The sequence below is a fragment of the Kosakonia radicincitans DSM 16656 genome, from assembly GCF_000280495.2.
GTDB lineage: Bacteria > Pseudomonadota > Gammaproteobacteria > Enterobacterales > Enterobacteriaceae > Kosakonia > Kosakonia radicincitans.
The window spans coordinates 1,039,901-1,061,778 of the sequence record NZ_CP018016.1 but is presented as its reverse complement, the minus strand read 5'-3'; the positions used below and the strand labels follow the sequence as shown (position 1 = coordinate 1,061,778).

The window sequence follows — 21,878 nt, the reverse complement described above, 5'->3', positions numbered from 1 at the left end:
TTTTTGCGCCTGATACTGTCATTTTGACCGGATATGGACGCCAATTGACTGGATATGTTGCTGTCTGAAATCCGCCACGGGGTAACATATCGCTTTCCCGCGACGTGAGATAAGGATGCAGAGATGAAACTGTTCAGCCAGAACTTCAGTAATGGTGATGTTATTCCCGGAAAAAACGCCTTCGCCGTGCCCGCCAGCGAGGGGCATATTACGTTGTCGCAGAATGCCAGCCCGCATCTTGCCTGGGATCAGATCCCACCAGGGACGAAATCACTGGCATTGCTATGCCACGATCCGGATGTTCCTTCCCGCGGCGATGATGTTAATCAGGAGGGGCGCGTGGTTTCCAGCACGCTGCCACGCATCGATTTTTATCACTGGGTTTTGCTGGATATTCCCGTCACGCAGCAGGAACTGGCAGAATCGGCTTTCTCTTCCGGCGTGACGCCAAAAGGAAAAACGCTCGCCAGCTTGCCAACAGGTTATCGCCACGGCATAAACGACTATTCGCTGTGGTTTGCCAGCGATGCGCAGATGAGCGGCGACTATTATGGCTACGATGGCCCGTGCCCGCCGTGGAATGATGAAATCGTCCATCGTTACGTGTTTACGCTGTATGCGCTGGATGTGGCCAGCCTGCCGGTTGATGGCGCATTGACAGGACAAAATGTCCGTAAAGCCATAGAATCGGTGAATGTCCTGGCGCAAGCTGAATTGACCGGACTCTACTCGCTTAACCCGACGGTTCGTTAATCAAGGTTCCATTATGCTTCAGCCCCCGATGGTAGAAAAAGAATCACATGAGCTGCTGAATATCCAGCCAGCCGGGGGCAGCCTCTTTTCCGCACCGCGTTTAATCCATCGGGATAATCTCTGTTCACTCTCCCGACCGCTGCTGCGCAATAGCCAGAGCACAAAGGATTTTTATTTTCCGCAGGCCACCCTGATTATTATTTTGTCAGGTTCGCTGGTTCTGCATACAGGTCATTCAGCGCAAATTCTGACGCCATCAACGCGCGCATGTCTTATCGCACAAGATACCTGTATCGATATTGAAAAATATCCTGACGGTGATGGTCGGCCCTTCCAGTCATTATTTCTGACGATCTCAGCAAACGTTATTCGCGAGTTTGCCAAACGCTATACCGACGTTATTTCCCGCACCAGTTCTGTTACTGAAATCGCCGTTATTCCGTTGAAGAAAGCACTTATCGATTCGCTTTTTACTTTACAGGCGAGCCTAAACCGACCGGAACTTGATGATAACCGCCTGGTGTTACGGCTGCTGGATCTGCTGTTGGTGCTGGCGGAGCACGGTCACTGTTTTTTACCGCTGGCGAAACGCTCTGTCACCCTGCAACTCCGGGAATTATTGCAAAAAGCGCCGGAGCAACACTGGACGGTGAAAGAGGCGGGAAAACGGCTGGCGATGAGTGAATCAACATTAAGACGCCGACTGTCGGATGAACATTCCCGCTTCGAAACACTGCTGCTGGAAACACGTATGATGCATGCGATGTTCCTGCTGCAAACCACCTCCTTCACCCTGCAAGGGGTCGCAGAACAGTGTGGCTATCTCTCTTATGCACGATTTGCGGAGCAGTTTAAAAAACGCTTTTCGACGCCGCCTTCCCGGGTCCGCTAACGTTTTTTTTCACCCACGCGAATTATTTGTAAGAGATATACCGGGCAGAAAGGCGCTTTATTCCTCTTTTTTTTTGCCGCCGGGTTGAGGGTTATTTCGGCACAGCTTACGCAAAGTCATTCACTAAAAATAGCAAATGAAAATACTGTGAAGCTAATTTTGTGCTGACGATCATATTTTTTTGGCAAGATAATTTTACTCGCACAAATTTATAAAACTCAGAATCTGCAGTTATTACACTCAAAATTCCGAACAACTCCCCTTGCCTAAGAATAAACATTATGAAACATATAAAAACAGTGGTGAAACAACCTGTAATATCTGCTTTAGCCGGAGCCTTATTCCTTTGTCTGCAACCCAGCCTTGCCCATGCGGCGGACGCCTTCAGCGCCGATTCCCCGTGGATGTTTGGTGACTGGGGCGGAACCCGCACCGAGCTACAGAAAGAGGGTGTCGATTTCCAGGTGAATTACACCATGGAAGCCGCATCAAACCTGGCTGGCGGCTATAACACCTCAACGACGGCGCGCTACAGCGATCAGCAGGTGTTCGGCGTTAATCTCGATCTGCAAAAACTGCTCAACTGGCAGGATGCCGAGTTCCAGTTAACCATCACTAACCGTGACGGGCAGAATGTCGCCGATCAAGTGGCCGATCCGCGTACCGGCATGCTCTCTTCCCCGCAGGAGGTGTATGGCCGCGGGCAGACCTGGCGTCTGACACAGTTCTGGCTACGTAAAGGCTTCTTTGACGATGTGCTGGATGTGAAAGCCGGGCGTGTGACCGTTGGCGAAGATTTCGATAATTTCGACAGTAAGTTCCAGAACCTGGCGTTCGGCAGCGGCCAGGCGGGTAACTGGCGCGGCGATCACTGGTACAACTGGCCGGTTTCCCAGTGGGGCGGTCGCGTGCGTATTAACTTCACGCCGGAAGTCTTTATGCAGGTCGGTTTCTACAACCAGAACCCGTATAACTATGATCGCGGCGACGGTTTCCGTTTTGAATTTAACCCGACCGAAGGTAACCTGGTTCCGGTAGAACTGGGCTGGAAACCGCTGCTCGGCGCGGACAAACTGCCGGGGAACTACCGTCTTGGTTACTACTACTCCTCGACCAACGATAATGTTTACGGCTCATGGCGCGATGGCAGTTATCAGGATACCGCCCACTCTTACGGCGGCTATATCCTCGCCCAGCAACAACTGACCGCGCAGGGCGGCTCCAGCGATCGCGGTATTACGCTGACCGTTCAGGCGGTGATGAACGATCACAAAACGTCAAAAACCGACAACTATCAGTCGATTGCGCTGACGTGGAAAGGACCGTTTGACGCGCGTCCGCAGGATGAAATTGGTATCGGCGCAGGCCGTATCCATATCAACTCCTCCTACACCCGCCTGCTGGACGACGAGAACCGCTTCAACGGTGAGACAGACTACAACAGCCTGGCCTATCTGCCGATTCAGGACGGTTCCGAGTACAACTACGAAATCTATTACAACATTCAGGCGACGAAATGGCTGCAAATTCGCCCGAACCTGCAATACATTTCCGCACCGGGCGCAGTCAGCCAGGTTGATGACGCCTTTGTCGGCGGCGTGACGGCGAACATCAACTTCTGATCCCCATAAAAGCAAAAATCCACGCTACGGCGTGGATTTTTTTGCGCTTAAGGCAGAGAAGGCGTCTTGCCCAACTGCATAAACAGCCCGAGCCAGTCTTCCATATGCCAGGTTTTTATCACGCGCTCACCGTTAAGTTCGTGCATCTCATGCAAACGGATGCGCACAAATTTCCCCGTCGCTTCCATCCCCATAAACGTTCCCTGATGCGTCCCGGTAATCTCCGCGCGAACGGCAATCTTACCGGGAAGCTGCATCAAATCCTGAATGACAATCTGCACATCGGGAAAAGCCGCGATAAAGCTTCTGATGATGGGTTTTAGCCCTTGCGGCCCGGCTGCCTGGCCGGGAGCCAGCGGAATATCCTGCCAGTCTGGCGTCACCGCTTCATCGAGCAGATCCGGGTTTTGCAGGCTAAACGCCTGATAGATTTTTTCTACGGCCTCGCGCTCGCGCGCAAGACGATTCGCTATTTCATTATGGTCTGACATCACTACCTACCTCGCAGGCTGACGGTTTTGCATTGGTTTATTTGCCGTACGCCGCTAGTATCACATTCGCGATATCAATAAATAAAACAAATATAAGATATAGAGGAGTATCCGTTTTATGGATTTTAGAGGGCTTGATCTGAATCTTCTCGTCGCCTTTAACGCGCTGATGGAAGAGCAGAATGTCACCCGCGCTGCCGGTAAGGCGTCAGTCAGCCAGCCAGCAATGAGCGCCGCGCTTGCACGTCTGCGTAGCCATTTTGCCGATCCGCTGTTTATTCGCAGCGCCAGCGGATTACTGCCCACGGCGAGAGCGAAAGAGATCCATGTGCATGTCGGCCGCGCGCTGGACGAAATAACCCACCTGCTGGCACCGGAAGAGGCGTTCAGCCCGCAGAATCGAAGCATGGCCTTCACACTTGGCATGTCGGAATACCCGCTGATGGTGTTAATGCCGACGATTATGCGCGCGGTCAGCCAGCAGGCGCCGGACGTAACGATCCATGTGCGCACCTTTGTCGATCGCGATCAGTCCGTGGCGATGCTTGATAGCGGCGAGGTCGATCTGGTCATCGGTATCGTGCCAACCCAGGCGGAAAAACGCATCCTGTCGCAGCCTTTGATCCGCGATGAGTTTGTCACTCTCGTACGTCGCGACAGCGATGCCGCCCGTGACGGCATGACGCTGGAACGCTATCTCGCCATGAAGCACATTCTGGTCTCGCCCGAAGGCAATCACTACGGCCTGGTGGATGAGCAGCTCCGCAAGCAGGGGCTCAGCAGAATGGTGCGCCTGACGCTGCCCACGATGTCGGCCGTCTCGCGGATTATTGCGCGGACCAATTATGTCGCGACGGTACTTCGCCGCAGCGTGCTGGTGGATGAAGCCCATGACGATATTGTGCTGCTCAAGCCGCCGCTGGCACTGCCGGAGATTGCGTTTCACCTGCTGTGGCACCGCCGCTCGGATGGCGGTAACGCGCACCAATGGCTGCGGAAATTAATCCATGCGCAATTCAGCACGTACGCTGAATGAATTGCCGCCGGTCACAACATATCCCATAACGGCTGGCGCAGAAGAGATTCTCTGCGCTGCAACATCTACCACACGAGTTGAGCAACAGGAATAAAAACGCTCGCCCGAGAAAATCATCGTCTGTCACCATAAGACAAAACGCATTATTTATATTTCTTGTGATAACAACTGATATTTATTTTCGGGATTTTAATTTCTGATATTCAGCAAAGCAGTAACAGCAATGCTGGCAGGCAATAATATCAGATTTACTCTGATATATAATCAAAAGATATATAAAGGCAAAAATTATCATTTAAAAGCAGGCCAAAAAACTGTCATAAAAAATACACACTCACTTGCTCGCAACTCTGGCGCTGCTTCGCTCCACAGCATTAAGTATTGAAGGTCTTATCGCCGCTCCCGTGGCCTTATTTATCTACCGGGCGGTGGGGAATTTACTCTTCCGCCGGGCAAGCGCGCCGCTTTATAAATGTCTGCTGACAGGTTTTATTGCCATTTACGGTCTGCTGGTACTGACGAAAGGATACATTTGAGAAATGATGACGACGCTGTCTTCGCTTGCACCGGTGATGTTCCTGATTGTTATGGGATTTGTACTGCGGGCCAAAAACCTGCTTGATCATCAGTTCTGGTTGCCCTGCGAAAAGCTCAACTATTTCTGGCTGTTTCCGGCGCTGATGTTTTCTCAGGTGGCGACGGCGAGCCTGAATGATTTTCCGGTCAGGCCAATAGCATGGTCGATTCTGGGCGCCGTGGCGATTGGCGCAGTGTCACTCTGGTTGTGGCGAATATGGCGAAGCCAGCCGGGAACCGTCTTTTCTTCCGTTATTCAGGGCGCGCTGCGCCCTAACACCTATATTGGCGTTGCGGCGGCGGCGGCCACTTACGGCACTACCGGGTTGACGGTCACGTCTATCAGTATCGCGGTGGCAATTCCCATGCTGAATGTCGCGTCTATCATCATCCTGATGCATTACGGGCAGGGCAAAAGGCCTGGCGTATGGCAGATAGTCAGAGCACTGGTACGTAACCCGGTGATTATCTCAGTGGTCGCGGGGCTGGCGTTTAATGTCAGTACGCTCAAACTCCCGGATGTGGTCAGCAATATTCTGCATATTCTCGGCGGCGCATCGCTGCCGCTGGGCTTGCTGGCGGTTGGCGCAGGGCTCGATCTTAAAGCTGCGCGCTCGGCGCACGGGCCGGTATTACAGTCGTCGTTTGTGAAATTATTACTGGTACCGCTTATCACGCTGTTTATTGGCGTTGAATTGGGTATTTCCGGGCCGGTACTGGCCACCGTCGTCCTGTTTAATGCCCTGCCCTGTACGCCTTCCGCCTATATCATGACCAAACTTCTCGGCGGCGATCATCGGCTTTCTGCCGGGATTATCTCCGTGCAAACGGTGCTGGCGGCGGTGACCATTCCCTTTATTCTGATGCTGACCCAACTGTCACCGAACTGAGGGATAAATCCGCTTCATATCTGGCCCAGATCTCTTCCTGCCACCGGGTAGAATTAAAACGTGCACAGATTCCGCCGGTTTTACCCTCTGCGTCATTCCACAATAAATAGAATGAAATTAGCGGCTGAATAGCTATCAGCAAATAAAATCGCCCGTTAAAAAACCGGGATTGCTTATGCAAAACAAACATAACAACACGCTGTTTTCCCTGCCCGGTTTAGTGTGAATATAGCCATTAATAGCGCAGGAGGAAGAATGAGCGTGGATTCAGGTTCCATTGAGAAAGAAAATTCGCCGACCGTCGAGAAACCGCAGAGCCGCAAAGTGCTGGGTGCAACCGGCCTTGCTCACCTTTTCCATGATGGTGCGACGGATATGCACTATGTGCTTTTTGCCCTCTGGCAGCAGCAATTTGGGCTTTCAATGGCGCAGATCGGTTTACTGAAGATGCTGTTTTCTGGTGCGATGTCGGCGTTTCAGATCCCATCGGGAGAACTGGGCAGAAAATACGGCGAGCGGAAAGTGTTAATCGGCGGCACGCTGCTTTTAACCGTCGCGCTGCTGCTGTATGGAACGTCAGAAACGCTGATACAGCTCATGATATTGATTGTGATCGGCGGCCTTGGCGCCAGCGTTCAGCATCCGCTCTCCTCCAGCTTTATTACGCGGTTTTATCCCCCTCAGCGCGCCCGTATCGCACTCAGCACCTACAACTTTTTCGGCGATGTGGGTAAAGGGATCATCCCCAGTGCGCTTTCTGCCTGCCTGTTGGTTATCACGTGGGGAACCGCACTGCAGTTGATTGCGCTTTTGGGTTTCCTCGTTACTCTCGGTCTCTATGTGTTACTGCCTGCGGATGGCAAAAAAACGCCCCAGGTGGCTACGCTGGCGGGCAAAGAGGCGACGCAGCAGAAGCAACAGGCCTCCTCCTGCGTAAAACTCCCCGAACCGCTTCGTAAACGTGCTTTCACTGCGCTGTGCGTGATTGGCAGTATCGACAACGCCACGCGTACCGGCACGCTGACATTCCTTCCCTTTTTAATGGCCGCAAGGGGAGCGTCTGCAACGCAAATTGGCTTTGCGCTGACCTTAATTTTTATTGGCGGGGCATTTGGCAAACTGGTTTGCGGGGTGCTGGCAACAAAACTCGGCGTAATTAAAACCGTCGCAGCCAGTGAGATCATTACGTCGGCCATTGTACTGGGAATGACGGTTGCCCCTTTGCAGGTAAGCTGGCTGCTGTTGGTTCCGCTGGGTATCGCGCTGAACGGAACGTCGTCCATTCTGTATGGCAGCGTAGCCGAACTCGCCAGACCGCATCAGCAAACCCGCGCATTTGCTATTTTCTATACCGCATCGTTGGGATGTGGCGCGCTTATGCCGCTTATCTATGGCCTGGCGGGTGATGCGATTGGGGTGAAACAGACATTAATCGTTGTTGCACTGCTGGTACTTTGCATATTGCCTTTGCTCATTCCCGTCAGGAGCGCGACAAAAATGACCGGACATCCGCCGCGCTAATGAAAGCCATCGAGAGATACGCTGAGAGCAGGAAGAAAGCGCAATCGGGTATAGAAAAGGTGACTCAATACACCAATTGCATAGCAACCCGGCGCAGCGGTGCCAGCCCGGAGATCGTTTCTGCTGCCAGTAAGTCTTTTAGCCGTGGCGAGAGGGCCTCTTCTTGCACAATTTCGAACCCCAAAGAGGCATAAAAAGGGGCGTTAAAGGGAGCATAACGATCGGTCGTCAACGAAGCGCCGGTTAAACCGCGAGCCTTACCTTCAGCCAGAAGCGCATTTATCAGCCGTCGGCCAATTCCCTGCCGCTGCCAGTCTGGATGCACATCTGCTTCGGCGATATGCAGCCAGTTCGCCGTAATATAAGCCCCGGCGAAACCAACCGGGATCTCCTCTGCTGCGAATGCCGCGAAGAGAATTCCTTCCTTGCTCAACCTGCTGAAATCATCCAGGCTGCCCGCAACCGGCCCACCTGTCACCGCGCCGGTGACACGCAATGTTTCAAACGAGGCGAGTTCAATCGCCCTTAATGCCGCCAGATGCTCGCTCTGTGCCGGTTTGATAGTGATATCTGTCATCGGGTTATCCTTATGAACATGGCAGGTAATGTTGTCGTCTCCTTTCAGTGATGGAGACTTAAGCGTCGCCACGTAGAATCTTGCGACCTCTCCAGGCCGACCGGTTTCAACACGGTGCTTGCCCTTTCCTGACTTACCGGCAGACAGGCGATAAAAATAAGTCGCGCTGCCGGATACGCTGTGTCTTCGGATGCGGAGCCATTCGGATTTTATAGCAAATGGGTAACTGACCGGTGGCCCGCAAACAAGGTTAAAGCGGTGAAATGGCTTCCACGTCATGCTGGAAAACGTAAGGGTCGGAAAGCAGCTCAAATTCTTCATCATCCGGATAAGTTACCGCCACATGATAGTTTTCTCCGGCAAACTCCCGCACCGACTGCAGATCCTGCCAGTAAGTGGCCAGAAAGAAATGCGCCCACTCTCCCTGCACTTCCATGCGCACGAACGCGCCTCGATTACCCTCTATGCTCCTTGCGTGCTCGACTCCGGTTTTCTCAAGGTGTTTCGCGAAACCTTCTGCATGTTTAAGTGGAACACAGCCGTGCCAGGTTCTTACAATCATGAGCTTTCCTCTCTTTATGCTAAAAATATAACGCGAAGACCGGTTAGTTCCGAAGAACAGTTATTTAACGTGATCGCCAACAGGTCATTTTGGTAAGCGACATGAGTGTATATTGTTGGGGGAATCACTCTGGAAATACAAATGAGTTCAGGACATGATCCTGCCAGACACCGTTTATTTTCAAATAGGATTCGGCATATCCCTCTTTTACAAACCCCAAACGTCTTAATGTATTGCTACTGCGTTCGTTATCCGGGAGATGATTGGCCATTATCCTGTGCATGCCATAGTTTTCACGCACATAACGAAGAGACTTCTCAAGGGATTCATGCATTAAGCCTTTACCCTGACAATCATGATCCAGTGAAAAACCTAAGTAACATGCCTGAAAAACACCAAAGATGAAATTAGTGAAGTTAATACTGGCGATAATGCGATCTTCATTTTTTAACGTCACTACAAGGTTCAGACACTTTCTATTCTCGTAATCGTTTAGTGAGTTTATTATTCTTTGCGATATATTTTCGAGTGTAAAATAACCTTCATCACGTAATGGTTCGAACGGCGCTAAATGGGACCTGTTATTAAGCAGATAACGCTGAAAACTTTCTGCAAGATCGGTGACAAGCAAATGCACATCAGTTCGCTCGGTAGAAAATAACTTCATAATTTATCCATACACGAAAAGGTGGGGGGAATAGTATTAACAAAAATAACGGGATATTTACAGCGATTCGCAATGGGATATCTTCGATTATCGATCATGCACGCTTGCTGTGGCGATAAACAAAAAGGCCGCACTGGCGGCCAGGCGATAAGTTAGTTTGCCGGAAGATAAGTGGCGCTGAATGCATGAATATCAAAATTCACGGCTATGGGTTCAGAGCCACCGATGGACATAACTTTTTCCACAAAATTGTTGCGGTAAGTTTCGCCACCTTCCAGTTCAATAAAACGGCTGGCATAGCTTGTTGAGAGGAAAAACAGCGCCACTTCTTCTGCACTCAGAAACAGGATATTTGCAAAGGCTTCACGCCTTGCATCCTGCAAATGCGGGCAATCACGCATCAGCTCAAGCGTGTCATCGTATTGTATTAAACGGGGATCGCGATGGGCAGCCCAGTGTGTTACCAGCTCTTTTTCAATGTAGTCCCGTAACGGGCCATAGATTATCGGGACATCATATCGGTAAGCGCAAAAAAGCCCCTCCGGGCGCAACCAGTTTTTCAGGTTGGCCAACACCGCTTTACGATCCATCCAGTAAAAAGAGGTGGCGCTGGTAATCAGATCAAAGGCCCGTCCGGGAGAAAACGTTTCTGCCGGGGAAACGGTGAAGCTCAGTTCCGGATAGTTAACCCGCGCCCGTTCAATTAACGCCTCCCCTAAATCGCATCCTTCCACATAACTGAAATAGTCTTTAAGGCGAATGCTGGAGACCCCGTTACCACAGCCAATATCCAGTGCGGCACTGGTCGCGGGAGCCCGTTCGGCAAGATAACGATACAGGGCCGGTGGATAGGTAACCTTGCTTCTGATTTTATCGTAAGCATGTGCATTCTTGTTGAACTGTTTCACGAGATATTCTCCAGTTACCCTCTTCACACCGCCCTGCCAGTATATTCAGTGCAGGAGAGATAATGCCCCCATATTATAACACGTGCTATTGGCGATATAACGATTCCGACAGGCTACGCTTAACAGGCCCGCTTCATGCTTGAGGTGAATGTACGATACGGCTATTTTTTCAGTTTATTTCTGCGCACCCGAAAATCATTTTCGCATGACGATCAATATTAACGCGAAAAGTGCCAGTGAATATCATCAGCAAGCGGACTCATTAATTTTGTACATAAACGTTGTGCCGTGTAAGGTGTTTTCGATCGACCTTGCATAGCAAGGTATTACCCCGGCTATCTGCCACCCCAGGGAAAGATATAAGTCGCTGGCCACATCTCCGGTTCGTGTATCAAGTACGAGTAAAGAGATGCCTTTTTTCCAGGCCATATCTTCTGCCCGACTCATTAATTCTCTGGCAATCCCCTGACGACGAGCCTGCGGATGAACGAGGAGTTTGGATATTTCAGCACGATGGCGACCGTTAGGAATGCCGCAATAGTTAATGATGACGGTTGCAGCTAAAAAACCCTTATCGCGGGCGACTAATAACTCGCAATCGTGGCTGGCAAGACTATAAATTTTATCTTTCCAGAAACGGTCAATAGCCTGCCGATCATCGGGATCGGTAAAACCGACACTGGCTCCATCTCTTACACAAGACTGCAATACGTCACCTAATTCTGGTAAAAATTGATGCGCCTGTATAGCACTGAGAAGTTCATATTCAATCATGATTTACATACCACCAAAATATAATGTGCACCGAGGCTCTGATGAGCGCTGAATGATGAATAACCTGATAAATGGAAACGCAAACTGTCGCCTTCTTTCAAACTCCATTTTTCAGTGTTCATCGTAATAGTTAATTCACCTGCATATAACCATAGATATTGCTCAAGCCCCTGAACGGGAGGGCTTGAATATTCAATGAAAGCGCCAGGGCGCAATTTTCCCTCGATCATCTCGCATTTGAACTGACTGGAAGGCGGTAATAACATGCGTCGCTCAAATCCATTGAGTTCATCCTGCCACAGAGGTTGCTGCTCTGCTCTGAACAGATTATCTGCTGCCTGTTCAATCTCGCTTATCAGCCGGGACATCGTCATTCCGTATACAATACAGAGTTGGTTGAGAACCTCCGCTGTCGGGCTGACTTCACCCCGTTCAATCCGTGATAAGGATGCCCGGCTGATGCCCGACGCAGTGGAAAGCTCGTCAAGTGACCAATTGTGTTGTAAGCGCAGCGCAGCCAGACGGGCGGCTAACCTTGCTCGGTAATCCTGGTTATTCATGTCTTTTCTCTTATTTGAGATATTATTCCCATAAAAGAGAGATTACTGATTACTGAAACCCTGTCAAGCGCTATTGCAAAAGGGGCATGTCATGCTGCGGGTTGATGTTAACTGCGTTCATCAAAGGCAAATGTCCTGGTATTTCTGTTAATTCTTGACCCTATGGGGTGGGTCATTATGGCGATATATTGCAGCCTTAACACCGCCGGACAAATTGATGGCGCCCGGTTGAAGGCGATCAACACTCTGTGATTTCCGTCTGTAACGCTAGTTACGGCATTTCGTCATGAGGTTCCCGTGTTTACACAGCCTGATTCATCCTTCTCGCAGAGAAAGACACTTTTGCATTTCAGCCCTTTCAGGCGGCTTATCATCATCGCCGCTGCAGGTGCGGCATTGCTTTTCGCGGGTGATATTGCATTTGTATATCATTCGGGCGCTTCAGCGCCGGCCATGCATCATAATGACCAACACGCTTTGACGGGTTTACAGATGTCCGGTATGTCCGGTGCCATGGATACCGCGCGCCCTGAAACGAGTATCAGGCCCGTTTCCTGTGAAACTTTGCAGGACATTCCCGGCAAATCCATCACCGTAGCGGTGGTTGACTTTCCGCCAGACGCTTATACACCGCGGCATCGTCATCCGGGTTCGGTTTTGGCGTTTGTCCTGAAAGGCACGTTGCGCTCGCAAATGGAAGGAGGTGCGGCTGAAACTTATACAACAGGGCAAACCTGGTTCGAGCCGCCTGGCGCATTACACCTTTTTGCCGAAAACGTCAGTAAAACGGAACCTGCCGAATTACTGGCTACCTTCATTACCGACAGTGATTGTGGTGCGCTGGTGATACCTGACTGAATATTTCCTGAGTCAGAAACATCCCAGTCTGGAATATAAAAATAATCCCCGCTCACAGGTGGTTGTCAGCCGTGTATTCTGACCCATGTGTGAATACGTTATCCCGAATGCAGGAACGGTAAAATACAGGTGATATTATGACTGAGCATATAACAAATCAGCCGGGTGGAAATTATGTTCCCGTCATCATCCATGACGGGCTGGCTTATGTGAGCGGGCAACTCCCGCGCAAAGGTGAAACGCTACTTTATTCAGGAAAAGTGGGACAGGACATTGATCTTCCCGCCGCCCAACAGGCCGCTGCTTTTTGTGCAGACCTCTGTATTACGGCAGTGAGTGAGGCCGTAGGCGGCGAGGCTAATATTATCCAGGTGATTAAAGTCGTAGGGTATATTGCTTCTGCCCCCGGTTTTATCCAGCAAAGTCAGGTAATGAACGGAGCATCCGATCGGCTCGTCGCGAGGCTTGGAGCAAGGGGCACGCATGCCCGCACTTCGGTAGGCGTAGCTGAATTACCGCGCGGCGCGCCTGTTGAGCTGGAAATGATAGTCGCAGTGCGAAAGTGAGAAAGGCCTGCCGGAAAAGTCTCACCTGCAACTTTTATATCGCAGAGACATTTCTGATTGGGGGCAGATAATCGCGCTGCCCCGCTCTATTTCCGTCGTGACGGCATTTATTTAGAAGATGATGATGAAAGAAAAGTCCGTTTATATACCCGTCCTCGAATTTTTACAGCGCCAGTTGCAAGGCACACTGGACGATACGATGACAACATATATGAATTATCCCACAGCCATCTCAGGGCTGCTGGGTTTCAGCATTGTGGATATTGGCGAAGCAAAGGCGACGCTGATGCTTGATGCCGATTCGGCACGTCATGGAAATCAGCAGGGCACTGTCCATGGCGGCTTATTATGCGAACTGGCAGACGCTGCAATAGGAACCGCGCACTCCACTTTAATGCAGAAGAATGAAAGTTTTACAACGATAGACCTTAATGCCACTTTTCTTCGTCCTGTCTGGCGTTCGCGTTTATTAGCTACCGCACATGCTGAGCATCGTGGCAAAACGATCAGTCATTACCGATGTGAAATATCTCGCGAAGATGGTAAGGCCGTCGCCATTATAACCAGTACGGTATTAACGCTAACGGGTGAAAAAGCCCGGGGAAGATAAGTTCTCCGTTATGACAGATAAAATATGAGACGCTGTGTCGTTAATAATTAACGTACAGGTGTTTATATTTTGAAAAATTGGCGAAAAGTGGATACAGGGGTTATTAACAGCGATCTTCATGCGGTTGGGACATCTCCACCGCCGATATTTCTTGCAAAGGAGTACCACATGTATCCGATACCGTCGGCCAGACCCATTGCCGCTGTCCTGGCTGTGGTGGTGCGTGAAAAACACGTTCTGCTGGTAAAACGGAATAACCCGCCGGACGCCGGTATGTGGGGCTTTCCCGGTGGGAAAACGGAGATCGGCGAAACATCACTCGCCGCCGCTCAACGTGAGCTTTATGAAGAAACGGGTATCGTGGCAGACCCGGAGCGGATACTCACGGTGGTGGACGCGATTGCTAAAGATGATAACGGCGATGTGAGCACGCACTACGTTATGGTTGCAATACAATGCCGGTACGTGAGTGGCGAGCCAGTTGCAGCCGATGACGTAAGTGAAGCCCGCTGGGTGAATATTCAACATCTTCTGCAGGACAGCGACATAATGAGTGAAGGCGTGTCGGAGCTGGCCATACTCGCCTCCGGGGGAGCAGCCTGAATTCCTGCGAACAGGCGCGGGGCATAAGCAATATGCTGAATATTCACCGTTCCGGCGCATCCCTGAGCCGGACGTCATGATTACTGACGCATGCCGATCGCCAGACGGTTAAAGGCGCTCATCAGCGCGATCGCAAAGGTCAGGTCGGAAATTTCAGCTTCGCTGAAATGCGCCTGCAGAGGAATATAATCATCATCAGGCGCATGCGTTTTATCTACGTGCGTCAGAGACTCCGCCCACGCAAGGGCGACACGCTCACGTTCGCTGAATAATTCGCTGACGCGCCATCCCGCCAGGCTATCCAGTCGTGCAGCGCTTTCACCGTCGGCGCGCAGGGCTTTGGCGTGCATTTCAAGACAAAATGCGCAGCCGTTAATCTGCGAGATCCGCAGCCAGACCAACTCTATCAGCGCTTTCCCGAGACTGCTTTTACTCAGCGCTTTTTTGGTCGCAGCAAACCCGTTATAGGCCTCCGGGGAAAGGGTGAAATAGGGTAAACGTTGTGGGGTGCTCATCAGGTTATCTCCGGTTATTAAAAAACGTCATGCCAGGGTCTGACGAAAGTGCATGCCTGCCGCCAGCAATCCCTGTCGATAGTAAAAACGTTGTCCCAGCGCATTGCCTAAAGCGGTATCCAGCACCAGGTGAGTACAATTCTGATCGCGCGCCTCTGCGCGCAGGGCATCGATTAATTTCGCCCCCAGTCCGTGGCTGCGGGCACAGGGTGCAGTCACAAGGTCATCAACGTACAGAAAGCGCCCGTACAGCAGATTTTCCGCAACCCGATAGCCCGCCAGGGCCAGGAGCTGTTGATCCTGCCAGACGCCTTGCAAGCAATACCCTTGTTCAGCCTGACGATGGACGCGCGCGATAAAGCTCGCGGCATCGGTCAGGTGCGGTCGCAACTCGCGCATTAATGTGTACGCAGCATGGAGCGCCAGTTCGCTTTCAACCTTGTATAGTTCAAATGTCGCCATTCGTTCCCCCTGTCTGATGGCTGCAATATATCGCCGACATGACCCATGCTACAGTGACAAGAATTATCTAAATCACCAGGACAAATGACGTGAAAGCACAGATGCTGAAATCCAGTTGGCAGCCTGACACACCACTCTATTTGCAGCTTTATCAGCGCTATCGCGACGCGATCACGACCGGCCGGCTGAGCCCGGGGGAGCGTGTTCCATCAATACGCAATCTCGCCAGCGAGCTTCACGTCGCGCGGGGAACGGTGGAAATGGCTTATCAGATGCTGGTTAGCGAGGGCTACCTGGTGACGAAAGGCGCGGCGGGCACCCGGGTCTCGCCCCAACTGGCGAGGCTGCCGAACGCCGGAAACCCGCCGCAGCACAGAACCTCAGGTGAGCAGCCTTATCAGGTGCGCCAGACGGGGGATATTTTACCGTTTCAGCCAGGTGTACCGGCGCTTGATGCATTCCCGCGTAAAATATGGTCTCGCCTGTCGGGGCAAACGCTGCGGATGATTGAGGCTACGATGATGAATTATCCCGATCCTGCCGGATACGCACCGCTACGGGAAGCCATCGCTACCTATCTGGGCATTTCCCGTGGGATCGCCTGCGCGCCGGAACAGGTCTTTATTACCACCGGCTATCAGGGAGCGCTGGAACTGCTGTGTCGTACCGTTTTACGGACAGGCGACAGCGGTTGGTATGAAAATCCCGGTTATTTTCCTGGTCGATACGCTCTGCAACAAATGGGCATGACGCTGACCCCCGTTCCGGTGGATGAAGAGGGGCTACAGGTCGCTGCCGGGCAGCAGATGGCACCCAATGCACGGTTTGCGGTCGTCACACCTTCACACCAAAGCCCCACTGGCGTCGCACTGTCTCTCCCCCGACGTCTGGCGTTGCTGGCGTGGGCGAACCAAAAAGATGCCTGGATCATTGAGGATGACTACGACAGTGAATTCCGTTACCACGGGCATCCGCTACCGGCCCTGAAAAGTCTCGATCATGAGCAGCGTGTGCTTTATACCGGAACCTTCAGTAAGGTCCTGTTTCCCGGCTTGCGTCTGGCCTACCTGGTGGTGCCCCCCGCTTTGCAACAGACCTTTCACGAGGCGGTTAATCACTGGCCTGGACCGGGATCAATTCTGCCGCAAGCGATGGTGGCGGCGTTCATGCAACAGGGGCATTTTGTCCGCCATTTGCGCAAAATGCGCCAGTTGTACGCCGTCAGACGCGGTTATCTTGTGGAGGCACTTGAAAGCATTATCGGCTCCTCTCTGCGCATCCAGCCGCAGGCCGGGGGAATCCAGGTTCTGGCCTGGCTGAACGAGCATCAGTGCGATAAAACGCTGGCGACAGCGGCTCGGGCCGCAGGGCTTGGTGTCAGGGCGCTCAGTGAATGGGAGGCAGGCACCCGGCAGCAGAACGGGCTATTGATGGGATTTACCAGTTTTACCAGCGCGGAAGAAGCACAAGCTGCAGTGAAACGTTTGGCAGCATTATTAGCGCCATAAGGTCGCCTGCTGGCACGCCTGCACGTGCATAAATCACATTACGCATTAACCTTGCCGCCGATCATCCCCCTCTGCGCAGCCCTTGCAGTAATGCCTGCGTCGCGGCAGAAGATTTTCCTGATGGCGAACAAACCAGACCAAACTCGCGCTGAACAGTAGGTGTCACCGGCACCACGCACAAGCCGCGTAATTCAACCGACAGGGCAGATTCAGGGACCAGCGCGACACCCATCCCTTCCCGCACCAGCAGGCAGGCGCTGCTCCAGTCGCGCACTTTCACGCGTACGTCAGAGAGCTGCAAACCTGCCTGTTCCATCAGACTTTTTCCATTGACGACACATCCGCCTGTGGCGAGAACAAAGGGTTGGTCTGCCAGTTTTTCCAGCGTTATGCCGCTCGTACCGGCATGACGTCCCAGCGGATGACTGGCTGGCATTACTGCTACCCATACATCCTGCCCTAATATGACGTCGGCTCGTCCTGGTAACGGGTTCATTACCACGCCCAGCTCAACGGTGTCTGCGGCAAGCCACTCCTCGACTTCCTCGTCCGTACCTTCCAGCACCACCACTTCCATGCCCGGGTGCAGGCGCTTAAAGTCGCGCAGCAGTCCAGGCAACAATGTGGATGTCACGGAAGGAAAGCTGGCAAGGCGAATGCGGCCGCCCTTTAAACCCCGGCTCTCATCCGCCAATACGCGGATCGCGTTAAGCCGCGCCAGCATGCTCCTTGCATGCCCGACAACCTGCTCACCCAGCGCAGTGACACCGATATGCCGACGCTCACGCGTAAATACCGCGAATCCAAGTGAAGCTTCTAACTGGGCGATAGCCTGGCTGGCACCGGACTGAGTCATTCCAACCTCCTCAGCGGCACGCGAGATATTGCTGGCATCTGCCACTGCGACCAGTAAGCGCCAGTGCAAAAGATTCATCATAAGTATCAGTAGCTCAGCTAATAGCTAATTTATGAAACATTAATTTTACAGCGCGAGACGCTTTAATCACAGTGTATTGAGGATCGCGCTGAATGTTACGCGACAGCTTTTCAATTTACCGGAGAGAGAGCATGAAATTGTATTACGCCCCGAACACCTGTTCACTTTCACCACACATTGTGCTGCGTGAACTCGGGCTGGCGTTTGAGCTGGTCAAAGTGGACAACAGGAGCAAACTCACTGCGGACGGACGCGATTTCCGGACCATTAACCCTAAAGGCTATGTCGCTGCACTGGAACTGGATAACGGGCAGATACTCACCGAAGGCCCGGCCATTGTGCAGTACCTCGCCGACATGAAACCGGAAAGCGGGCTGGCGCCGCGAGCGGACAGCTGGGCGCGGGTGCGTCTGCAGGAGTGGCTGAACTTTATCACCAGTGAAATACACGCAGGCTCAGCACCGCTATTCAACACCACGCTGCCGGAAGAGGTCAGAACGGTTTTTCGTGAGAAGCTCTTCCGGCGCTTCGATTTCCTTGAAGATACACTCAACGATAAACCCTATCTGACCGGTTCGTCGTTCAGCGTCGCTGATGCCTACCTTTTCACCGTGCTGGGCTGGTGTAAATTCTTCTCCTTCGAACTGAATCGCTGGCCCGCCCTGTTAGCGTATAAGAGAAAGATCAATGCGCGTCCTGCTGTGCAGGCGGCATTACTTGCAGAAGCGTCGCAATAAGTTCGCAGAGGTTTCGGTGAGCGCGCGCGTTGCATTCTCAGCGAACCTTGATGATCAGTTTGCCGGTGACGTGCCCTTCTGCGCTCACCCGATGTGCTTCTGCCGTCTGCTCCAGAGGGTATACGCCCTGAACAGGAAGCTGAAAAAGGCCATGCGCGCAGAGATGGGCAACTTCTGCAAAGGCAATTTCCGGTTGCTCTGGCGGCCCATGGGAAAATTTCGCGCCATATTGTTCTGCTGAAAAATCCGCGACGGAAAGCACATGAGCAGGGTTTCCCACGATGGCAATCAACTCAGCGATAACCCCGGCTCCCGCAACGTCAATAGCGGCATCGACGCCCATGGGGGCTAACTGAGCTATTCGTGCCTTCAAGCCAGGAGCGTAAGTCGTAGGCACTGCGCCTAATGAAGCGAGATAAACATGGTTAGGAGAACTTGCGGTGCCAATAACGTTAATGCCGCGCAGACGTGCCAGCTGAACTATCGCTGTGCCTACGCCCCCTGCCGCCCCGCTAACCAGCAGAGTCTGCCCGGCTTCGATGTTCACTTCATCCAGTGCCCGGGTGGCAGTATCAACAATAACAGGCAAGCCGGCTGCCACTTCAAAAGAGACGGCAGCGGGTTTGACCGCCCAGTGGGTAAGAATGGCTTTCTCCGCGACGGTGCCATCGCCAAAGCCAAATACTGCATTGCCAATGGCAACGTCACAAACGCCATCGCCAATCTCATCCACAATGCCGCTGGCTTCCACACCGACCGTGAGCGGAAACGTGATCTCTTCGAATGCCCGATACTGGCCTTCTCTTCGTTTCCAGTCAGAGGGGTTCACACCCGCACAATGCACCGTAATGCGGATCTCTTCGGGTCCAGGATGTGGAACCGCTATTTCCTCGACTTTCAATTCGTCAGGCCCGCCGAAAGCGTGATAACGGATTGCCTTCATCTTGTGACTGTCGCCGGAGCGCAAAGGATGAGAAAAACCCGGAAGTGAACTGACAGATAAAGCGGGTTTAGAACTTGAGTTTGACATAGATGCGCTCCGTTTATCGTATCGCTACGCAAGGGTAACGATAAGTGCTCCCGCCATTTCATGGCAGTAAAGCCGTTGATTTCGAAGACGCTGGTCAAACTGTGAGGACACAGACTCGACGTATGCGCGATCACTCCAGAAACAAAAATGATCGTTTTTCGCGACGTTGTGTAAGCCTATTCAGGCCAAAGTTTGCTGTCAAGTGTACCTGCGCGGCGGCGCTTTTCTATCGTCAATCGGGGTTATTGTTGATAAGTCCTGACGTTTGTACTTCGCTGTGAGTTCAACAGTTCAATGCAACGCTATCCTTAATCAAGAGGGACGTTGATAACATTGTGATATGTTACTTTATGGGGAGCAGGCCAAATTAGCTATCAAGCGCTGTTATCTGAACATTTTTAGGATCAACAATCTTACCGCCTGCGGTGACAAAGGCGCTATACAGCACTTCTCCACTTTCTTTATCCGTTAAGGCGATATGCGGTGAGTCGTGCAGTATGTTTTTATGACCCCACTCCATCATGGAGAAAAGAATTGGCGCAAGGCTGCGACTTTTGGCTGTGAGAACATATTCATACCGTTCACGTACCCCTTCTTCTTGATAGGGGATTTTGCATAGTAGATCGAGTTCAGTCATTTTTTTTAATCGGTTTGCCAATGTCTGCTTCGTGATTTTTGTATGAGCACGTATAGTTTCAAAGCGGGTGACCCCATAAAATGCCTCCCTTAGAATCAACAAAACCCATTGATCTCCAAGTAGTTCTGCTGACGCAGCAAGCCCGCAAAGCTCAGGTAGCAGGTATGGTAATGATTTATCTTTTGACATGTATGCATTTGCCTCTTAACCTGGGTATGATTTTAATACCCAGCTATTTAAGGAGAATACAATGCCCTTCGTAAAAGTGCAAACCATTAAAGGAATTATGAATTCGGAGCAAAAAAATGAACTGCTACGTCGAATGACTGATCTTATTGTTGAAATTGAGGGGAAAGGCGATCCTGAATTCCGGCGATCGGTATGGATCCTGATTGACGAGCATGAACCGGAGCAGTGGAGTCTTGGGGGAATACAGCCCACATCTGAAATGATTGCTGCAAAATTCGCATCACCACAGCAGTCCTGACTTGTTTGTAGTAATTCACATTTAGTCATGAATAATCGGCGGACAGTATGAATATCCGCCCCTTGCTCTGAGCGGACATATCTCCCCACCAGGCCGACGCCTTCAAGCCAGCAGCGGATGTTACCTGCACCTGGGTGCGCTAATCACAGCACCACGGCTAAATACCTGAAGAACTCCAACAGTGAATAACGCTTTATGCAGGCTGTTTTCCCGAAAGAGATGAAGTGGCTTGAAAATGCTGTTCAAAACCAGCCACAGCAGCGTCCTGAAGTTGTGTCAAAGGACTTTCCCGGCAATGAAAACGATGGAGCTACTGGCCAGGGCATTACCGCCTGGGTTTACCGGAGAGTGGGTTGGCAGTTCATTGCAGGAAGCGGGATTATCAGCGGCACGTTATTCGCGGTTTTCTTTGTTCCTGTATTTTTTATTGTGGTAACAACTTTTTTGACAGGCGTTTAAGGTTGTTAAAGGGACGAAAAGAGTAACGCCAATCTGATAAGTGTTTGTTTAAAAGCCCCGCAAGGGGCTGAACAAACGTTAACTATGGTGCCGGGGGAACTGGCGGCGTGGGCACGGGTGCCAGTTCCCTCACTTCCAGCCGGACTTCATAACGCTTCCCATTTTCCAGCGCCGGAAGATTTTTAACCACATTGTTTAACGCCTCGACCGGGGTGGTGGTTTGCTGGACAACACCATACACGAGTGGCGCAGGGCCCTGCATGGGCGGGCTATCCCTTTGTAAAGGCGGCGGTTTTATATCGCCCTCTGTTGCAGCATTAACGGAAAAAGTGCAAACCATAAAGGCAGTGGCAAATAATGTCTTCGTTAATTCTCTCATGCTGTTCTCCACGTTTTGGTTAAAAAAGCTTCACCAGAGGGAAAATAGCCCGCCAACAAGAAGGGAATGTGAACGCGTTTCGCAAGAAAGGAAAATAGCCAGACAACATCGCGATGTCATTGCCAAAAGCGGCGTCGTGGCAGGCGTTTGTATCACCTGCGTCACGCTTTTGGCTTCCCAAACGGTGGTGAGCGTCGCATAGAGGCCGTAGTTGCTTGTATCCGATGCGTTAATCGGCGTGTACTAATCAACGGGGAGCAT

Annotated in this window: 27 protein-coding genes; 14 read left to right on the top strand and 13 right to left on the bottom strand. The window is 51.7% G+C overall.

The window, feature by feature from the left end; translation table 11 throughout:
* The first annotated feature begins 123 nt into the window (after positions 1 to 123).
* The 3 genes from Y71_RS05325 (at position 124) to Y71_RS05315 (ending at position 3,267) form a co-directional block, all read left to right on the top strand.
* Entirely contained in the window at positions 124 to 753 is a 630-nt protein-coding gene (locus Y71_RS05325) for a YbhB/YbcL family Raf kinase inhibitor-like protein (RefSeq protein WP_007370466.1), read from the top strand.
* A gap of 13 nt (positions 754 to 766) precedes the next feature.
* Entirely contained in the window at positions 767 to 1,645 is an 879-nt protein-coding gene (locus Y71_RS05320; RefSeq protein ID WP_007370465.1) for a helix-turn-helix transcriptional regulator, read from the top strand.
* Positions 1,646 to 1,926: 281 nt separating this feature from the next.
* The gene (locus Y71_RS05315; protein WP_007370464.1) at positions 1,927 to 3,267 is read left to right on the top strand and encodes a carbohydrate porin; all 1,341 of its coding nucleotides are present in this window, start codon (positions 1,927 to 1,929) and stop codon (positions 3,265 to 3,267) included.
* A gap of 47 nt (positions 3,268 to 3,314) precedes the next feature.
* Here the strand turns inward: Y71_RS05315 and Y71_RS05310 are convergent, their stop codons facing one another.
* Positions 3,315 to 3,758 carry an ester cyclase gene (locus Y71_RS05310; RefSeq protein ID WP_007370463.1) on the bottom strand — a complete coding sequence of 148 codons (444 nt, stop codon included), beginning with the start codon at positions 3,756 to 3,758 and terminating at the stop codon, positions 3,315 to 3,317.
* Positions 3,759 to 3,876: 118 nt separating this feature from the next.
* Here Y71_RS05310 and Y71_RS05305 point away from each other — a divergent pair, with 118 nt between their 5' ends.
* The 3 genes from Y71_RS05305 (at position 3,877) to Y71_RS05290 (ending at position 7,781) form a co-directional block, all read left to right on the top strand.
* On the top strand, positions 3,877 to 4,794 hold the full coding sequence (locus Y71_RS05305; protein ID WP_007370462.1) for a LysR family transcriptional regulator: 918 nt from the start codon (positions 3,877 to 3,879) through the stop codon (positions 4,792 to 4,794).
* Between the two features lie 539 nt (positions 4,795 to 5,333).
* Entirely contained in the window at positions 5,334 to 6,260 is a 927-nt protein-coding gene (locus tag Y71_RS05295) for an AEC family transporter (protein ID WP_007370458.1), read from the top strand.
* A 255-nt stretch (positions 6,261 to 6,515) separates the two neighbouring features.
* The gene (locus Y71_RS05290; protein WP_007370456.1) at positions 6,516 to 7,781 is read left to right on the top strand and encodes an MFS transporter; all 1,266 of its coding nucleotides are present in this window, start codon (positions 6,516 to 6,518) and stop codon (positions 7,779 to 7,781) included.
* A 64-nt stretch (positions 7,782 to 7,845) separates the two neighbouring features.
* Here Y71_RS05290 and Y71_RS05285 read toward each other — a convergent pair whose 3' ends face one another.
* The 6 genes from Y71_RS05285 to Y71_RS05260 form a co-directional block, all read right to left on the bottom strand.
* Positions 7,846 to 8,358 carry a GNAT family N-acetyltransferase gene (locus tag Y71_RS05285; RefSeq protein ID WP_007370455.1) on the bottom strand — a complete coding sequence of 171 codons (513 nt, stop codon included), beginning with the start codon at positions 8,356 to 8,358 and terminating at the stop codon, positions 7,846 to 7,848.
* Positions 8,359 to 8,608: 250 nt separating this feature from the next.
* A complete protein-coding gene (locus Y71_RS05280; RefSeq protein WP_035887746.1) occupies positions 8,609 to 8,920 on the bottom strand; it encodes a hypothetical protein in 312 nt (103 codons plus the stop codon).
* A gap of 124 nt (positions 8,921 to 9,044) precedes the next feature.
* On the bottom strand, positions 9,045 to 9,587 hold the full coding sequence (locus Y71_RS05275; protein ID WP_007370453.1) for a GNAT family N-acetyltransferase: 543 nt from the start codon (positions 9,585 to 9,587) through the stop codon (positions 9,045 to 9,047).
* 152 nt (positions 9,588 to 9,739) lie between these two features.
* Positions 9,740 to 10,495, bottom strand: coding sequence for a class I SAM-dependent methyltransferase (locus Y71_RS05270; RefSeq protein WP_007370452.1), 756 nt, complete (start codon positions 10,493 to 10,495; stop codon positions 9,740 to 9,742).
* Positions 10,496 to 10,741: 246 nt separating this feature from the next.
* Positions 10,742 to 11,269, bottom strand: coding sequence for a GNAT family N-acetyltransferase (locus Y71_RS05265; RefSeq protein ID WP_007370451.1), 528 nt, complete (start codon positions 11,267 to 11,269; stop codon positions 10,742 to 10,744).
* Complete coding sequence (locus tag Y71_RS05260) at positions 11,266 to 11,829, bottom strand: helix-turn-helix domain-containing protein (protein WP_035887745.1); 564 nt, start codon at positions 11,827 to 11,829, stop codon at positions 11,266 to 11,268. The genes Y71_RS05265 and Y71_RS05260 overlap by 4 nt, the downstream gene beginning before the upstream one ends.
* Before the next feature lie 297 nt (positions 11,830 to 12,126).
* On the opposite strand from Y71_RS05260, the gene Y71_RS05255 reads away from it, so the two are divergent.
* From Y71_RS05255 to Y71_RS05240, 4 genes are all read left to right on the top strand, one after another.
* Positions 12,127 to 12,687, top strand: coding sequence for a cupin domain-containing protein (locus tag Y71_RS05255; protein ID WP_199200060.1), 561 nt, complete (start codon positions 12,127 to 12,129; stop codon positions 12,685 to 12,687).
* A 137-nt stretch (positions 12,688 to 12,824) separates the two neighbouring features.
* Positions 12,825 to 13,253 (top strand): RidA family protein, encoded by a 429-nt coding sequence (locus Y71_RS05250; RefSeq protein ID WP_007370448.1) that lies wholly within the window; start codon positions 12,825 to 12,827, stop codon positions 13,251 to 13,253.
* A 118-nt stretch (positions 13,254 to 13,371) separates the two neighbouring features.
* On the top strand, positions 13,372 to 13,863 hold the full coding sequence (locus Y71_RS05245) for a PaaI family thioesterase (RefSeq protein ID WP_197685249.1): 492 nt from the start codon (positions 13,372 to 13,374) through the stop codon (positions 13,861 to 13,863).
* Positions 13,864 to 14,031: 168 nt separating this feature from the next.
* A complete protein-coding gene (locus Y71_RS05240) occupies positions 14,032 to 14,466 on the top strand; it encodes an NUDIX hydrolase (protein ID WP_007370446.1) in 435 nt (144 codons plus the stop codon).
* An 80-nt stretch (positions 14,467 to 14,546) separates the two neighbouring features.
* On the opposite strand, the gene Y71_RS05235 is transcribed toward Y71_RS05240, so the two are convergent.
* Positions 14,547 to 14,981, bottom strand: a complete 435-nt coding sequence (locus Y71_RS05235; protein ID WP_007370445.1) for a carboxymuconolactone decarboxylase family protein — start codon at positions 14,979 to 14,981, stop codon at positions 14,547 to 14,549.
* A gap of 27 nt (positions 14,982 to 15,008) precedes the next feature.
* Positions 15,009 to 15,443, bottom strand: a complete 435-nt coding sequence (locus Y71_RS05230) for a GNAT family N-acetyltransferase (protein ID WP_007370444.1) — start codon at positions 15,441 to 15,443, stop codon at positions 15,009 to 15,011.
* Positions 15,444 to 15,532: 89 nt separating this feature from the next.
* Between Y71_RS05230 and pdxR the strand changes: the two genes are divergently transcribed.
* Positions 15,533 to 16,951: a MocR-like pyridoxine biosynthesis transcription factor PdxR gene (pdxR, locus tag Y71_RS05225; protein WP_007370443.1), complete on the top strand. Its 1,419-nt coding sequence runs from the start codon at positions 15,533 to 15,535 to the stop codon at positions 16,949 to 16,951.
* 61 nt (positions 16,952 to 17,012) lie between these two features.
* Here pdxR and Y71_RS05220 read toward each other — a convergent pair whose 3' ends face one another.
* Positions 17,013 to 17,888: a LysR family transcriptional regulator gene (locus Y71_RS05220; protein WP_007370442.1), complete on the bottom strand. Its 876-nt coding sequence runs from the start codon at positions 17,886 to 17,888 to the stop codon at positions 17,013 to 17,015.
* A 131-nt stretch (positions 17,889 to 18,019) separates the two neighbouring features.
* Here Y71_RS05220 and gstA point away from each other — a divergent pair, with 131 nt between their 5' ends.
* Positions 18,020 to 18,625 (top strand): glutathione transferase GstA, encoded by a 606-nt coding sequence (gstA, locus tag Y71_RS05215; RefSeq protein WP_007370441.1) that lies wholly within the window; start codon positions 18,020 to 18,022, stop codon positions 18,623 to 18,625.
* 37 nt (positions 18,626 to 18,662) lie between these two features.
* Here gstA and Y71_RS05210 read toward each other — a convergent pair whose 3' ends face one another.
* Together Y71_RS05210 and Y71_RS05205 are read right to left on the bottom strand one after the other, a co-directional pair.
* Positions 18,663 to 19,568, bottom strand: a complete 906-nt coding sequence (locus Y71_RS05210) for an NADP-dependent oxidoreductase (protein ID WP_007370440.1) — start codon at positions 19,566 to 19,568, stop codon at positions 18,663 to 18,665.
* Between the two features lie 454 nt (positions 19,569 to 20,022).
* The gene (locus Y71_RS05205) at positions 20,023 to 20,481 is read right to left on the bottom strand and encodes a winged helix-turn-helix transcriptional regulator (protein ID WP_035887737.1); all 459 of its coding nucleotides are present in this window, start codon (positions 20,479 to 20,481) and stop codon (positions 20,023 to 20,025) included.
* 61 nt (positions 20,482 to 20,542) lie between these two features.
* Between Y71_RS05205 and Y71_RS05200 the strand changes: the two genes are divergently transcribed.
* Positions 20,543 to 20,779, top strand: coding sequence for a tautomerase family protein (locus Y71_RS05200; RefSeq protein WP_007370438.1), 237 nt, complete (start codon positions 20,543 to 20,545; stop codon positions 20,777 to 20,779).
* Between the two features lie 195 nt (positions 20,780 to 20,974).
* A complete protein-coding gene (locus Y71_RS05195; RefSeq protein ID WP_007370437.1) occupies positions 20,975 to 21,238 on the top strand; it encodes a hypothetical protein in 264 nt (87 codons plus the stop codon).
* An 82-nt stretch (positions 21,239 to 21,320) separates the two neighbouring features.
* Here Y71_RS05195 and Y71_RS29895 read toward each other — a convergent pair whose 3' ends face one another.
* Positions 21,321 to 21,617 (bottom strand): hypothetical protein, encoded by a 297-nt coding sequence (locus Y71_RS29895; protein ID WP_071531978.1) that lies wholly within the window; start codon positions 21,615 to 21,617, stop codon positions 21,321 to 21,323.
* Between the last annotated feature and the right edge of the window lie 261 nt (positions 21,618 to 21,878).

Excerpts from the sequence above, each read along its gene's own strand:
- Y71_RS05235 (WP_007370445.1), bottom strand. The coding sequence starts at position 14,981 with ATGAGCACCCCACAACGTTTACCCTATTTCACCCTTTCCCCGGAGGCC.
- Y71_RS05240 (WP_007370446.1), top strand. The coding sequence starts at position 14,032 with ATGTATCCGATACCGTCGGCCAGACCCATTGCCGCTGTCCTGGCTGTG.
- Y71_RS05315 (WP_007370464.1), top strand. The coding sequence starts at position 1,927 with ATGAAACATATAAAAACAGTGGTGAAACAACCTGTAATATCTGCTTTA.
- Y71_RS05265 (WP_007370451.1), bottom strand. The coding sequence starts at position 11,269 with ATGATTGAATATGAACTTCTCAGTGCTATACAGGCGCATCAATTTTTA.
- Y71_RS05205 (WP_035887737.1), bottom strand. The coding sequence starts at position 20,481 with ATGTCAAAAGATAAATCATTACCATACCTGCTACCTGAGCTTTGCGGG.
- Y71_RS05295 (WP_007370458.1), top strand. The coding sequence starts at position 5,334 with ATGATGACGACGCTGTCTTCGCTTGCACCGGTGATGTTCCTGATTGTT.
- Y71_RS05230 (WP_007370444.1), bottom strand. The coding sequence starts at position 15,443 with ATGGCGACATTTGAACTATACAAGGTTGAAAGCGAACTGGCGCTCCAT.
- Y71_RS05280 (WP_035887746.1), bottom strand. The coding sequence starts at position 8,920 with ATGATTGTAAGAACCTGGCACGGCTGTGTTCCACTTAAACATGCAGAA.
- Y71_RS05200 (WP_007370438.1), top strand. The coding sequence starts at position 20,543 with ATGCCCTTCGTAAAAGTGCAAACCATTAAAGGAATTATGAATTCGGAG.
- Y71_RS05275 (WP_007370453.1), bottom strand. The coding sequence starts at position 9,587 with ATGAAGTTATTTTCTACCGAGCGAACTGATGTGCATTTGCTTGTCACC.
- Y71_RS05305 (WP_007370462.1), top strand. The coding sequence starts at position 3,877 with ATGGATTTTAGAGGGCTTGATCTGAATCTTCTCGTCGCCTTTAACGCG.
- Y71_RS05260 (WP_035887745.1), bottom strand. The coding sequence starts at position 11,829 with ATGAATAACCAGGATTACCGAGCAAGGTTAGCCGCCCGTCTGGCTGCG.
- Y71_RS05320 (WP_007370465.1), top strand. The coding sequence starts at position 767 with ATGCTTCAGCCCCCGATGGTAGAAAAAGAATCACATGAGCTGCTGAAT.
- Y71_RS05290 (WP_007370456.1), top strand. The coding sequence starts at position 6,516 with ATGAGCGTGGATTCAGGTTCCATTGAGAAAGAAAATTCGCCGACCGTC.
- Y71_RS05195 (WP_007370437.1), top strand. The coding sequence starts at position 20,975 with ATGCAGGCTGTTTTCCCGAAAGAGATGAAGTGGCTTGAAAATGCTGTT.
- Y71_RS05325 (WP_007370466.1), top strand. The coding sequence starts at position 124 with ATGAAACTGTTCAGCCAGAACTTCAGTAATGGTGATGTTATTCCCGGA.
- Y71_RS05220 (WP_007370442.1), bottom strand. The coding sequence starts at position 17,888 with ATGATGAATCTTTTGCACTGGCGCTTACTGGTCGCAGTGGCAGATGCC.
- Y71_RS05310 (WP_007370463.1), bottom strand. The coding sequence starts at position 3,758 with ATGTCAGACCATAATGAAATAGCGAATCGTCTTGCGCGCGAGCGCGAG.
- Y71_RS05250 (WP_007370448.1), top strand. The coding sequence starts at position 12,825 with ATGACTGAGCATATAACAAATCAGCCGGGTGGAAATTATGTTCCCGTC.
- Y71_RS29895 (WP_071531978.1), bottom strand. The coding sequence starts at position 21,617 with ATGAGAGAATTAACGAAGACATTATTTGCCACTGCCTTTATGGTTTGC.
- Y71_RS05210 (WP_007370440.1), bottom strand. The coding sequence starts at position 19,568 with ATGAAGGCAATCCGTTATCACGCTTTCGGCGGGCCTGACGAATTGAAA.
- Y71_RS05245 (WP_197685249.1), top strand. The coding sequence starts at position 13,372 with ATGATGATGAAAGAAAAGTCCGTTTATATACCCGTCCTCGAATTTTTA.
- Y71_RS05285 (WP_007370455.1), bottom strand. The coding sequence starts at position 8,358 with ATGACAGATATCACTATCAAACCGGCACAGAGCGAGCATCTGGCGGCA.
- gstA (WP_007370441.1), top strand. The coding sequence starts at position 18,020 with ATGAAATTGTATTACGCCCCGAACACCTGTTCACTTTCACCACACATT.